Source organism: Photobacterium lipolyticum (assembly GCF_003026475.1).
Lineage (GTDB): Bacteria > Pseudomonadota > Gammaproteobacteria > Enterobacterales > Vibrionaceae > Photobacterium > Photobacterium lipolyticum.
The window spans coordinates 437,199-451,805 of sequence record NZ_PYMC01000002.1 but is presented as its reverse complement, the minus strand read 5'-3'; the positions used below and the strand labels follow the sequence as shown (position 1 = coordinate 451,805).

The 14,607-nt window shown below is 45.6% G+C and carries 10 protein-coding genes; all 10 read left to right on the top strand.

The window, feature by feature from the left end; genetic code table 11:
- Positions 1 to 51: 51 nt before the first annotated feature.
- The 10 genes from murQ to C9I89_RS04775 all read left to right on the top strand — a co-directional run bounded on the left by murQ (position 52) and on the right by C9I89_RS04775 (position 14,552).
- A complete protein-coding gene (gene murQ / locus C9I89_RS04820) occupies positions 52 to 966 on the top strand; it encodes an N-acetylmuramic acid 6-phosphate etherase (protein ID WP_107282204.1) in 915 nt (304 codons plus the stop codon).
- Positions 967 to 1,136: 170 nt separating this feature from the next.
- Positions 1,137 to 2,264, top strand: a complete 1,128-nt coding sequence (locus tag C9I89_RS04815) for a YcbX family protein (protein WP_107282322.1) — start codon at positions 1,137 to 1,139, stop codon at positions 2,262 to 2,264.
- A gap of 92 nt (positions 2,265 to 2,356) precedes the next feature.
- Positions 2,357 to 3,280, top strand: a complete 924-nt coding sequence (locus tag C9I89_RS04810) for a DUF808 domain-containing protein (RefSeq protein WP_107282203.1) — start codon at positions 2,357 to 2,359, stop codon at positions 3,278 to 3,280.
- A gap of 335 nt (positions 3,281 to 3,615) precedes the next feature.
- Entirely contained in the window at positions 3,616 to 4,047 is a 432-nt protein-coding gene (locus C9I89_RS04805) for an early set domain-containing protein (protein ID WP_107282202.1), read from the top strand.
- 231 nt (positions 4,048 to 4,278) lie between these two features.
- Entirely contained in the window at positions 4,279 to 5,202 is a 924-nt protein-coding gene (locus tag C9I89_RS04800; protein ID WP_107282201.1) for an aminoimidazole riboside kinase, read from the top strand.
- Positions 5,203 to 5,521: 319 nt separating this feature from the next.
- Positions 5,522 to 6,253, top strand: a complete 732-nt coding sequence (torR, locus tag C9I89_RS04795; RefSeq protein ID WP_107282200.1) for a two-component system response regulator TorR — start codon at positions 5,522 to 5,524, stop codon at positions 6,251 to 6,253.
- Positions 6,254 to 6,341: 88 nt separating this feature from the next.
- Positions 6,342 to 9,353, top strand: a complete 3,012-nt coding sequence (locus C9I89_RS04790) for a cache domain-containing protein (RefSeq protein WP_245905402.1) — start codon at positions 6,342 to 6,344, stop codon at positions 9,351 to 9,353.
- Between the two features lie 377 nt (positions 9,354 to 9,730).
- Positions 9,731 to 10,312, top strand: coding sequence for a PadR family transcriptional regulator (locus tag C9I89_RS04785; protein ID WP_107282198.1), 582 nt, complete (start codon positions 9,731 to 9,733; stop codon positions 10,310 to 10,312).
- A gap of 257 nt (positions 10,313 to 10,569) precedes the next feature.
- Positions 10,570 to 13,590, top strand: coding sequence for a cache domain-containing protein (locus C9I89_RS04780; protein WP_245905401.1), 3,021 nt, complete (start codon positions 10,570 to 10,572; stop codon positions 13,588 to 13,590).
- A gap of 380 nt (positions 13,591 to 13,970) precedes the next feature.
- Entirely contained in the window at positions 13,971 to 14,552 is a 582-nt protein-coding gene (locus tag C9I89_RS04775) for a PadR family transcriptional regulator (RefSeq protein ID WP_107282196.1), read from the top strand.
- The last annotated feature ends 55 nt before the right edge of the window (positions 14,553 to 14,607 follow it).

The window sequence follows — 14,607 nt, the reverse complement described above, 5'->3', positions numbered from 1 at the left end:
TTGTCTTATTTATGAGATATTGATCAAATATATTTGTTAGTGGGAAAAGTGATGAAGATTGATTTATCTAAGATGATCACAGAGAGTCGAAACAAAGCCAGCCAGTACATCGATACGTTATCGACGCTGGATATGCTGAAAGTGATCAACGATGAAGATAAAAAAGTTGCTCTTGCCGTTGAGCTGACATTGCCGGAAGTGGCTAAAGCCGTGGATGCCATTGCTGTTGCCTTTCAACGTGGTGGCCGTCTGATTTATGCCGGAGCGGGCACATCCGGCCGTCTTGGTATTTTGGATGCGAGTGAGTGCCCGCCAACTTATGGTACGAAACCTGAGCAGGTCGTTGGTTTGATTGCGGGAGGTCATCAAGCGATCTTCAGTGCAGTCGAAAATGCCGAAGATAACCGTGAGTTGGGTGCCGAGGATCTGAAAGCGCTCAACGTTAACCAAAAAGACGTGTTAGTGGGGATCGCGGCAAGCGGTCGTACGCCGTATGTACTAGGTGCAATGGCCTATGCTCAATCGGTTGGCGCAATGGTTGCTTGTATCAGTTGCAACCCGCAAAGCCCGATGACAGAGGTGGCTGATATCAGCATCACCCCAGTGGTCGGCCCTGAAGTGGTGACGGGATCTTCCCGTATGAAAGCCGGCACAGCTCAGAAGCTGGTTCTGAATATGCTGACCACAGGAGCGATGATCCATACTGGCAAGGTCTACGGTAACTTGATGGTCGATGTAGAAGCGACCAATGCCAAATTGGTTGAACGTCAGAAGAATATTGTGGTCGCGGCTACAGAATGTACCCGTGAAGAGGCAGACGCGGCGCTGCAAGCATGCGGTGGTCACTGCAAAACAGCCATTGTGATGATCCTTGCCGGCCTTAACGTAGAAGAAGCACAACAACTTTTGCAAAAGAATGATGGCTTTACACGTCAGGCTGTTGCTTCTGCAGATCAGCGCAAGTAAGTCAGGTCATGCTCGAACATGCTGTCTGAACTGTTTTACTGATTGCAATTTGTTAACATCGATAGAATATCTCTAGCTAAACATTGTCAATATAAGGATGTCACGTGCACGAGCCAGTCTTATCTCAGAGCCCAAATTTATCTAACATCCCGACGCTTTCTAAAATCCCGATGCTCTCAAAGATCAGTGTTTTCCCGGTGAAATCCATCGGGGGATTGAGCCAGTCACAGGCTTGGGTTGAAAAGCAGGGACTTTGTTTTGACCGCCGTTTTATGGTGGCCCTGAAAGACGGCAGTATGATCACTGCCCGCAAATATCCGCAAATGGTCAAGGTGACCGCCACGCTGCAGTCTCACGGTATTACGCTCAGCTATCCGGGAATGTCGCCATTGGTGTTGAAGTATGCGAATTTCACCATGACCGAAACCAATGCTCAGGTCTGGAATGATAAGTTCAGCGCCTATACCACGTTCTCAAAAGCAGATGCCTGGTTTACTCATATTATCGGTGTTGATGTTCGGCTGCTTTATACCGGTGAACAGTCGAATCGGGTTCGAGCAAAAATCCAGCAGAATGTCAGCTTTGCCGACGGCTATCCGTTATTGGTGATCAGTGAAGCCTCATTAGAGGCCCTTAACGATCGCAGCTGCCAGCATCATACGATGGAGCAGTTCCGTACCAATCTTGTCGTATCGGGTACTGAAGCCTTTGCTGAAGACAGCTGGAAGCGGATCCGTATCGGTGACGTGGAGTTTGCCGCGGTCAAACCGTGTGCCCGTTGCATACTGACGACGGTCAATCCGAAAACCGCTGAATTTAATTTCTTGAAAGAGCCGCTTGCAACCTTATCGACATTCCGTGCTGATCAGTCTGGCGATGTCTATTTCGGCCAGAATCTGGTTGCACTCAACGAAGGGGTCATCCGCGCGGGTGATACCATTGAAGTGCTGGAAACCAAGCCGAAAGAAATTTATCCCGATAATAGTGAACAGAACGTGCAGCTTGCCGGTGCTGAAACTGGTATTGCAAATAACGAGAAAAAAAACGTTACCATCAGTATTGATGGCAACTTGTTTCAGGGTAATAACCAGCAACCATTATTGGAGCAAGCTGAAAATGCCGGTCTGATGTTAGCGAACAGTTGCCGTGCCGGTTTATGCGGCGCGTGTAAAATCACGTTGGAATCCGGCGAAGTTGATCAACCCGATGTGCCTGCTTTACTCCCGGATGATAAGGATAATGGCATGGTTCTGGCCTGCTGCTGTGTGCCCCAAACGGATGTGGAACTGAGAAGCTGATAATGTGAGCCTATTCAATCGCAGCAATGTAAAGAAGACGGTATTTGCTATTTATTAGGAACTGAGTTCCTTCATATTAAGGGAGTGTCTTTGTGGCTGGTGCAAGTTTATTAACGCTACTTGATGATATTGCGACAGTGTTAGATGACGTTGCTTTGATGACGAAGGTCGCCGCACGTAAAACTGCTGGTGTATTAGGTGATGATCTTGCGTTAAATGCCCAGCAAGTGTCAGGAGTGCGGGCGGATCGTGAGCTCCCGGTTGTCTGGGCGGTGGCAAAAGGCTCGTTTAAGAATAAGTTGATCCTGGTGCCTGCGGCTCTGTTGATCAGTGCCGTTGCACCATGGTTAATTACTCCGATGTTGTTGTTGGGCGGGTTGTTTCTCTGTTTTGAAGGTTTCGAGAAGATTGCCCATAAATTCTTGCACGGCAATGAAACTGAAGAAGAACACGATCAGAGCGAACAACTGGTGCGCGCTGATATGAATATTGAAGAGTTTGAAAAAGAGAAGATTAAAGGGGCGGTTCGCACTGACTTTATTCTTTCAGCCGAGATCATTGTGATAGCGTTGGGAACCGTACAAAACCAACCACTGACGACTCAGGTTCTGGTCGTCAGTTTGATTGCCGTTGTCATGACTGCTGGGGTGTATGGCCTGGTGGCAGGTATCGTGAAACTTGACGATGCAGGTTTGTATCTGGTGCAGAAAAGTGAAGAAAACACCCTGAAACGCAGTGTTGGCAACGGTCTGGTCGGTGTAGCTCCTTATCTGATGAAGTCACTGGCAGTGATTGGCACGATTGCCATGTTCCTGGTCGGCGGGGGTATTGTGGTTCACAGTATTCCGAACTCTCATATCATGATCCACTACCTGACTGAATCCGTGGCGAATATGCCGGGAGCCTCGGCCATTATTTCCGGATCACTTAACGCGATTGTCGGTTTGTTCGCTGGTGCGTTAATACTCGCCGGGGGGGCGCTGGCAAAGGGAATATTGGGGAAATTTAAACGCTGAGTTCAAATTATTTTGTGCAGTTAGAACACGTGCTTATTTTTATGGCAGTTTACTGGCCCGTTTAAACGATCTCTTGTCGTTTATTGATAGAGTTCTCGATTTGTGGGGGCTTTTTCCACAACAATCGTTTGCACATTCTGTGATTAAAGTTTCAATTCTCCCTAAGCTTATGACTTTTAAGGTTTTAAGTTCTTGGCTCCTCCGCTTATACAATTCGTTTTTTTATTCAAAATGTGAATGAGTTGGATAAATGTGCAAATCATTTTTGATTAACTCTATGTCGAACAATGGACCTATTTCGGTATGTTCTAAAATAGAAAATCAAAGGAATAAAAATGATTAAGAAGTTAGTTGCGACTATTTTTGTTTTATCAATGGCCGTTTTATCTGGTTGTGCGTCAAATGGTGATATGGGCGAAGATGCTTTCGGTAAAACGATCTATTTGAGGGGGGAAATGAACGGCTGGAATGCGAAGCCGGAGAGTTCTTTGACCCAGGTCGAGACGGGTTTATACCGTACAGTTGCTGAGCTTGAAGGCGGTAAACGTTATAAGTTTAAGTTTGCTGACATGTCATGGTCATGTGGTACTAATTTTGGTTACAGTTCTGGTGGTGACGGCGTCGTAAGTCTAGACGCTGAGCCAACGTTGCTTAATGACTGCTCAAAATATGAAGATTTGAAATTTACGCCAGAGCTTACTGGTTCGTATGAGTTCTATCTTGATGTTCGTGGCGAAAAAGCAGCTATGTTCGTCAAGGCACTTTAATCAAGTTATCTGATAAAGCACGCCCTCAGGTATTAATGCCAGCCAGCAACGCTGACTGGCATTTTTTAGCGACAAACTTTCTTGCAAGCCATGGTTAATAGCAAAGCCTGATAACAGTATTGCTGGTTTGATCACACATCATCTCAGACAATACTAATTTTTTATTGCCCTGCTAAATCGTTTTAGCAATAATATTCAACAGTGAATAAATGATTTGTCTGGAGACATAAAATGGCTCGTGTGTGGGTAACTGGTGATGCTGTGGTAGATCTTATTCCTGATGGAGATGCACATTACCAAAAATGTCCTGGCGGGGCGCCAGCGAACGTGGCGGTTGCTATCTCTCGTCTTGGTGGCGACAGTGCATTTTTTGGCCGGGTCGGAGACGATCCACTGGGGCGCTTTATGAAGCGAGTACTGGCTGATGAAGGTGTTGATACCGAATGCATGTTGTTAGATGAGACGCAGCGCACGTCAACTGTTATTGTAGATTTAGACGATCAGGGAGAGCGCAGCTTTACTTTTATGGTGAAGCCGAGTGCGGATCAGTTCCTTCAGCCACAAGATGTACCGAACTTCAGTAAAGGCGAATGGCTGCATGCTTGTTCAATTGCACTGGCGAATAAGCCGTCCCGTTGCACGACGTTAGCTGCGATGGCTGCGATTAAAGCGGCGGGTGGCTTTGTTTCATTTGACCCTAACCTTCGTGAAGAGGTTTGGGCGGATCCTGCAGAGCTTAAGCCAGTTGTACTGAAAGCGGTTGCCCTAGCCGATGTGGTGAAATTCTCTGATGATGAGTTGTTATTCTTGAGTGAACAAGACGACTTACCCGCAGCTCTGATCTGGCTCAAAGATAATTACGCGTTACCTTTAGTGATCGTGACTCAAGGTAAGAAAGGGGCGTTAGTTGTTCAGGAACACCATCAGCAACTGATTTCAGGTAAAGCGATCAGCCCAGTAGATACAACAGGAGCGGGAGATGCTTTTGTCGGCGGCTTGTTAGCGGCTTTAGTGACGAGTGATGACTGGCAACTACCTGAAAACTTACCGGCTGTAATTCAACAAGCCAATGCGTGCGGTGCACTGGCAACCACCGCCAAAGGTGCGATGACGGCATTACCGACAGCAGAGCAGTTAGCCAATTATTTGGCTTAGCTGTTTGTTGTTATCCCGCTTGGTATTACCAAGTATATAAAGGTAAGCGAAAGCTTGCCTTTTTGATGTCCGTGTATAACGTACCTGTCCCTGATAAACGATCATTTTATGTGCAATATATAGATGGTTAGTAATCCACCGGAAATCGCCATAAAACTGTCACAATCTCTCAATTCGGCATATGGAAATAGGAATAGTCTGCGAAAAGTTTATTATGTATCAGCATAATAATAACAAATAAACGCCGTACGGCACGCGAAAGACAATTCATTCCGGGAAGATAATCCAGCAATACAGCATGACTGAATACTGAGAACTTATGACTTACAAGATTTTGATTGTTGAAGACGATCCTATTATTAGGATGAAGATTAAAGGGCATTTCGCCCAAGCGGGTTACACCGTCTTCGAGGCTGATAACGGCGTTGGGATGAAAGAGATCCTTAACCGCGAGAAAATTGATTTGATCCTGTTGGATATTAACTTACCAGGAGAGGATGGAATACAGCTTACCCGTGATGTGAGGAACACATCTGACATTGCCATCATTATGGTCACAGGCCGAACTGATCCCATCGATCGGATTTTAGGTCTTGAAATGGGGGCAGATGACTATGTAACCAAGCCTCTGGAACCACGAGAGCTGCTGGTACGTGCCAAAAACTTGTTATGGCGTATCCAGCTTACCCGTGACGCTTTGGAGCAGGCAGAGGCTGCCTGGTCGCAACTGGAAAAGGATGATAGTACATTCCGGTTCCTGGACTTTGAATTTGATGTTGCTCAGCGTCAGCTGTCAAAGGGCAACGATATGGTAAAGCTAACCAAAGCAGAATATGAGTTGCTGGTCGCTTTTATCACACACCCTTGCAGGGTGTTAGGTCGAGACCGGCTTCTAAACCTGATCTCTCATCGGGTTGATGCTCCGAGCGATCGTACCATTGACGTTTTGATCCGCCGGCTGAGAAATAAGATGGAAGAAAGCATCAAAAACCCTAAGATTTTTATCACCGTACACGGTGAGGGTTACCTCTTTGCGCCAGAGGTCGCTTAGTTCCGTGAATATAACAATCAAAGCCAAGCTTTCACTCATTATGTGCGCCTCGTTGCTAGTAATGAGTGGTTTTTTTATCACAAACCTTATGCATACGAAAAAATATGTTCTAGAGGCGGAAAAAAATAATGTAAGTGTTAAGGTTGCTAAGTTACTGAATGATAATTTAAAGGGTCAGGTTGATACCGTTACCCGCTCTCTTTCCTATTATTATGAAAATTCGAAGCTGGAAAATATCCAGGCAGAATTAGCGACTGATATCGCGACGTTTAGAGACACCATAGAAAATATTTATAACAACAGTGCTTCTGTGGCCGATGCCGAAACCAGCATTTACGCTTTTATTAATCAATACCGCTGGGACAATGGCCGCTATATTTTTGCCTTTGATGCCGCGTCGATAGTTAACAAAGCTAACGGAGCCAACGCTAGTATTATCGGTACCAATGCTTATGATAAAAAAGACACTGACGGCAACTATTATGCGCGAAATATTGTCAGTGCTGCCAAAGCCAATGCTATTGGCTTTAGCAGTTATCACTTCTTAAACCCGGTAACCCAAAAAGTCGAAGAAAAACTGACAGCATCCTTTTACTTCGAACCGTTAAATCTGGTTATTGCAACGGGTGAGTACATCAGTACATTGAAGCAAGATGAACTTGAGGCGGCTCTTAAGACCATCAGTTCATCAAAATATGGTCAAAATGGCTACTTTTGGGTACAGGACGAGAACGGCAAGATCCTGGCTCATCCGAATTCGTCTATTGTTGGTACTATCATTTTTTCAACGACCCAAAAAATCGCGAACAGTATAAAAGGTCGACCCGAAGCTTTTGTGAAAACATTTCACAAAAATCCAACCACCCAACAAGCAGAAAACAAATTTGTCTATGCCCGAAACATTTTCCCTGAATGGGGCTGGACCATAGCTACGGGCACGTATGATAGCGACATCACTAGCATTCAGGATGGGCTGACTAGCGCTACGGCAGAGATTTTTAATGACAAAGTGTACATGAACATTGCTACCGCCGCGGTACTGCTGATTATTGCTCTGCTGGTTGCAGCCTGGTCGATCAATAAGATTGTTAAAGGATTAGTGGTTCTCAAAGAGCGCATTGATACCTTATCGACCGGCGAAGCAGATTTAACCTCGCGAATTGACATTACGTCGCATGATGAGTTGGGCGATATTGGCAATTCGGTCAATAACTTCATTATTTACCTGCAATCGATGACCCTGGAAATCTCGCAAGCCTCTGCGCATATCACTGATGGTATCAAGCACGCCTCCGAGACGACCGCCAACCCCCCAAAAGCCAATGACCAAGCACTGTTGGCAAAAGATGATGTGCTTGAGGCTCCTGGCAGTATGACCGCTGTAATAAGAAAACTGGCGGCGGGTGATCTCTCCGTCGATATTCCGCGGGGGGAGAGTGACGAGATTGGTCACCTCGCGGATGCGATATCGGTATTTAAGAAAAATGCTGTAGCCCTGCGAGAGCACCAGAATGAACTGCAAAAACTGGTAGATGAACGTACCATGCAGCTTACCGAGGCCAATAACGCACTAAACAGTGAAGTCGAAAAGCATGCAAGAGCACGAGAACAAGCGGAACAGGCCAACAAAGCCAAATCGACTTTTCTTGCTCACATGAGCCATGAGATCCGAACCCCGATGAACGGGATAATGGGGACGCTACACCTCCTTGATGATACCGCTTTGGACCGCGAGCAAAAACACTACACTAAAACCATTACGTCATCAGGCGAAATTCTGATGGGGGTACTCAATAATGTCCTGGATTATTCTAAAATCGAAGCCGGGTATTTTGATATAAACAAAACAAATTTCCACACCAAGTCGATTGTGGGCAATGTTGTCAACATGCTTAAAGCCAGAGCCAAAGAAAAGAACATCACACTAACCTACGCAGTCGCAAACGATGTTCCCAACTATTTGTATGGCGACGCCAACAAGATCATTCAAATTCTCACTAATTTGGTTGGTAACGCGATTAAATTTACCAATATGGGAAGCGTTACAATCCGGGTGCAACTCAGCGAGCAAATGGCAGCAGAGCGTTTTTTGCTTACGTTTGAGGTGTTAGATTCTGGCAAAGGTATTCCTGAAGCAAAACAGGCCGTTATTTTTGAGCCATTTGAGCAGGCGACTCAATCAGAACGCGGTACCGGATTAGGCTTGCCTATCAGTAAGCGATTCGCTGAGATGCTTGGCGGGGAGTTAACCGTGTACAGTGAGCCGGATATCGGTAGCCGGTTTATTCTCACTCTGCCGTTGAATGCCGGGGAGAAAGGTGAACGGATATCCACTGACGAAAATATTTCCCTTACCGTTCCGCCATTGAATATTTTGCTGGTAGAAGATAATGAAACGAATGTCCTGGTCGCGAAAGGGTTCCTGGACAAGCTTGGTCATAAGGTTTTTGTCGCTATGACAGGAGAAATGGCACAACGCGCGATAGATAATCATCATGTCGACATTATCTTAATGGATATTCATCTACCGGATACTGACGGTGTTACGCTGACCGGTAAATTGAGAGAGAAAGCGAATCGCAATATACCTACGATCGCCTTCTCTGCCCATGTTTTCCGGCAAGACATTGAATCATATCTTGAGGCCGGCCTCGATGGTTTCTTAGGTAAACCGGTACAGTTTAAGCAGATGCAGACGGTTATCGCAAATGTCTATAACGGCCAACCCGGCAAGTTCGATATGGTCAGAGACGTGGGTAAGGAACCTGCCGTCACTCTTTTTGACCACTCGGTGCTGGAGAACGATCGGCAGATCCTCGGAGATGGGTTAGTACACGAGATGGTGGCGATGTTTTACGAACGTTCGGCCACCCTGATCAGAGAGATAAAAATCCAGGGCTCGGCAAAGGCCCTTGAATTGCCAGCTCACAGCCTTAAAAGCTCCGCAGGAGCCATTGGCCTAATCGCCCTGAGTAAAGCCTGTGAGGAGCTGGAAATAGCTTGTAAGCAAGGTGCTGATGAGCTGGAGTTAACGACATTGTCAGCGGCCTTACTTGCTATCTATGCCCCTTCTATCGACAGACTGAAAGAAGAATTTTAGGCAAAAACAAGGGTGAATGCCAAAGTTAATGGCATTCCCTTGTTTTATTGGCCCCTCTTTATTTTGCATGCGGCACTTACCACTAGCTTGTCCTGATTTCTTCCTTATTTTCAAAACATCTCTCATAATTAAACATCTCTTACGCCTTGCTAAAACGGACTGGTTTTATCTAAGTTACTGATAATTAAGTGGCAAAGCCGACGTGCTATTGCTGGTAATGGCAATCTGTTCATAATTTTACGCATTTCTTTAATACTTGTTCCCAAAATAAATGCATGATTTGTACATCAACTGATTGCACGTAAGCTGTTGCATAGGCTGAAAAGAACTTCTGAGACAAGAAGTACTTCTGTTGTATTTTTAGAGGGATAGAAGAGATGTCACTACCACATGTAATTTTAACTGTGCTGAGCAATCGCGACGCAACCGGTTACGATATCACCAAAGAATTCTCACGCAGCATCGGTTATTTCTGGAAAGCGAGCCACCAACAGGTGTACCGCGAATTGAATAAAATGGCCGACAACAACTGGGCGACCTCCCGGCTTGAGCCGCAAAATGGCAAACCGGACCGTAAGGTCTACTCCATTACCGATCTGGGACGCCAGGCTCTGTTTGAATGGTTCCAGGAGCCGGCTCAAAATCCAAAGATCCGCGATGAGTTCTTGGCCAAACTACTGGTTTGTGGTGTTCATAATTCAGAACCATTGCAAGTACAGCTTGAGGCACTCATTCAAGAGTCTTACTCGCTAATGAACAACTATGATGAACTGGAAAAAATCCACTTTGCGAATTACAAAGAGATGGATCGCCAGTCTCGTCTTGACCGCCTGACCTTGCGCCGTGGCATGCATAACCGCCAGGCGTGGATTAACTGGGCAGAAGAAGTTCTCATTGAGCTTAAAGCAATCGAAAGTTCTGAAACCAGCTGCGCGGGAGAGGTTCGTCTTTGTGGATAGATTGTCAGTTGTTGAGGCTATATATCTGTAACTGATATTGAAAGTTTGGTAAATTCGCTCAATTCAATTTTTTGCAGCAAGCCAGAAATGGATGTTTTTTCTGGCAATTTAACTGGAAAATAAATAAAAAATATTGTTTAAAATGACGTGAACACAACCAAAGGTTTAGTCCCATTAATATAACAATCAAAGCAAAGCTATCACTCATCATGTGCGCATCATTGCTTATGGTGAGTGGCTTTTTTATCACAAGCCTTATGAAGACAGAAAAATCTGTTCTTGAGGCGGAACAAAGCAATGTGAGTGTTAAGGTTGCTAAGTTACTGAATGATAGCTTAAAGGGGCAAGTCGATACCGTTACCCGCTCAATTTCCTATTATTATGAAAATTCGAAGCTGGAAAATATCAAGGCAGAATTAGCGACTGATATCACGACGTTTAGAGATGCTATAGAAAGTATTTATCACAACAGTGCTTCTGCTGCCGATGCAGAAGCCAGCATTAACGCTTTTATCAATGAATATCGCTGGGACAATGGCCGGTATATCTTTGCCTATGATGCCACCTCTATAGTGAACAAGGCTAACGGCGCCAACGCCAGCATTATCGGTACCAGTGCTTATGACAAAAAAGACACCAATGGCAACTATTACGCACGAAATATTGTCAGTGCAACTAAAGCCAATACTATTGGCTTTACCTGTTATCACTTCTTAAACCCGGCAACCCAAAAAGTCGAAGAAAAACTGACGGCATCGTTTTATTTTGAACCGTTAAACATGGTTGTTGCGACGGGCGAATACATCAGTACATTAAGGCGAGATGAACTAGAGGCAGCTCTTAAGACCATCAGTTCATCAAAATACGGCCAAAATGGCTACTTTTGGGTACAGGACAAGAACGGTAAAGTTCTGGCTCATCCCAAGGCAGAAATTATCGGTACTATCGTTCCGTCAACGACATCAAGAATTGCCGACAGAATAAAAGGCCAATCCGAAGCCTTTGTTAAAATTGCGTACGAAAATCCGACCACCAAACAAACAGAGAACAAAATTGCCTATGCCCGGAATATTTTCCCCGAATGGGGCTGGACGATTGCTACCGGCACGTATGAGAGCGATATCACGAACATTCAGGATGGGCTGACTAGTGCAACGGCAGAAATTTTCAATGACAGAGTATACATGAGCATTGCTACTGCCGCGGTACTGCTGATTATTGCTCTGCTGGTCGCAACCTGGTCGATTAATAAGATTGTTAAGGGCTTGGTGATGCTCAAGGAGCGCATTGATACCTTATCGACTGGCGAGGCTGACTTAACCTCGCGGATCGATATTACGTCACATGATGAGTTGGGCGATATTGGCAATTCGGTCAATAACTTCATTATTTACCTGCAATCGATGACCCTGGAAATCTCGCAAGCCTCTGCGCATATCACTGATGGTATCAAGCACGCCTCCGAGACGGCCGCAAACACCCCAAAAGCCAATGACCGAGTACTGTTGGCAAAAGATGTGCTTGAGGCACCTGGCAGTATGACCGCAGTAATAAGAAAACTGGCGGCGGGTGATCTCTCCGTCGATATTCCGCGGGGGGAGAGTGACGAGATCGGCCACCTTGCGGATGCGATATCGGTATTTAAGAAAAATGCTGTAGCCCTGCGAGAGCACCAGAATGAACTGCAAAAACTGGTAGATGAACGTACGGTGCAGCTTACCGAGGCCAATAACGCACTAAACAGTGAAGTCGAAAAGCATGCAAGAGCACGAGAACAAGCGGAACAGGCCAACAAAGCCAAATCGACTTTTCTTGCTCACATGAGCCATGAGATCCGCACCCCGATGAACGGGATAATGGGGACGCTACACCTCCTTGATGATACCGCTTTGGACCGCGAGCAAAAACACTACACTAAAACCATTACGTCATCAGGCGAAATTCTGATGGGGGTACTCAATAATGTCCTGGATTATTCTAAAATCGAAGCCGGATATTTCGATATAAATGAAACTAATTTCCGCACCAACGCGATTGTGGGCAATGTTGTCAACATGCTTAAAGCCAGAGCCAAAGAAAAGAACATCACACTAACCTATGCTGTCGCAAGTGATGTCCCAATTTGTTTGTATGGTGACGCCAACAAGATCACCCAAATTCTCACCAATTTAGTGGGTAACGCCATTAAGTTTACGAAACAGGGAAGCGTTATAATTCGTGTGTTGATCAAGGAGCAAATGGCAGCAGAGCGTTTTTTGCTCACGTTTGAGGTGTTAGATACAGGTAAAGGTATTCCTGAAGCAAAACAGGACGTTATTTTTGAACCATTTGAACAGGCGACTCAATCAGAACGCGGTACCGGATTAGGTTTGCCTATCAGTAAGCGATTCGCTGAGATGCTTGGCGGGGAGTTAACGGTGTGCAGTGAGCCGGATATCGGGAGCCGGTTTATTCTCACACTGCCTTTGAGTGCTGCCGAGGAGTGCGATCCAATTTCCACCGACGAGCCTGTTTCCCTTACCGTTCCGCCATTGAATATTTTGCTGGTAGAAGATAATGAAACGAATGTCCTGGTCGCTAAAGGGTTCCTGGACAAGCTTGGTCATAAGGTTGTTGTCGCTATGACAGGAGAAATGGCACAACGCGCGATAGATAATCATCATGTCGACATCATCTTAATGGATATTCATCTACCGGATACTGACGGTGTTACGCTGACCGGTAAATTGAGAGAGAAAGCGAATCGCTATATACCAACGATCGCCTTCTCTGCCCATGTTTTCCGGCAAGACATTGAATCATATCTTGAGGCCGGCCTTGATGGTTTCTTAGGTAAGCCGGTACAGTTTAAGCAGATGCAGACGGTCATCGCTAATATCTATAACGGCCAACCCGGCAAGTTCGATACAGTTAGGGACATAGAGCAGGACGTGGATAAAGAACCTGCCGTCACTCTTTTTGACCACTCGGTGTTGGAGGGGGACAGACAGATCCTCGGAGATGGGCTGGTACAGGAGATGGTGGCGATGTTTTACGAACGCTCGGCCACCCTGATCAGAGAGATAAAAACAGAGAGCTCGGCAAAAGCCCTTGAGTTGCCAGCTCACAGCCTTAAAAGCTCCGCTGGAGCCATTGGCCTAATCGCCCTGAGTAAAGCCTGTGAGGAGCTGGAAATAGCTTGTAAGCAAGGTGCTGATGAGCTGGAATTAACGACATTGTCAGCGGCCTTACTTGCTATCTATGCCCCTTCTATCGACAGACTGAAAGAAGAATTTTAAGGCAAAAACAAGGGTGAATACCAAAGTCAATGGCATTCCCTTGTTTTGTTGGCTTCCCCTTTATTTTGCATGCGGCACTTACCACTAGCTTGTCCTGATTTCCTCCGTATTTTCAAAACACCTCTCATAATTAAACATCTCTTACGCTTTGATAACACGAACTGATTGGCATCTAAATCACTGATACTTATGCAACAAAGCCGACGCGCTATTGCTGGTAATGGCAATCTGTTCATAATTTTACGCATTTCTTTAATACTTGTTCCCAAAAAAAATGCATGATTCGAATATCAACTGATTGCACGTAAGCTGTTGCATAGGCTGAAAGGAACTTCTGAGACAAGAAGTACTTCTGTTGTATTTTTAGAGGGATAGAAGAGATGTCACTACCACATGTAATTTTAACTGTGCTGAGTAATCGCGACGCAACCGGTTACGATATCACCAAAGAATTCTCACGCAGCATCGGTTATTTCTGGAAAGCGAGCCACCAACAGGTGTACCGCGAATTGAATAAAATGGCCGACAACAACTGGGCGACCTCCCGGCTTGAGCCGCAAAATGGCAAACCGGACCGTAAGGTCTACTCCATTACCGATCTGGGACGCCAGGCTCTGTTTGAATGGTTCCAGGAGCCGGCTCAAAATCCAAAGATCCGCGATGAGTTCTTGGCCAAACTACTGGTTTGTGGTGTTCATAATTCAGAACCATTGCAAGAGCAGCTTGAGGCACTCATTCAAGAGTCTCACTCGCTAATGAACAACTATGATGAACTGGAAAAAATCCATTTTGCGAATTACAAAGAGATGGATCGCCAGTCTCGTCTTGACCGCCTGACCTTGCGCCGTGGCATGCATAACCGCCAGGCGTGGATTAACTGGGCAGAAGAAGTTCTCATTGAGCTTAAAGCAATCGAAAGTTCTGAAACCAGCTGCGCGGGAGAGGTCCGCCTTTGTGGATAGATTGCCAGAAGTAGATGTGTTTAGTTGCTTTTTATAACACGAGTATTTAAAAGGT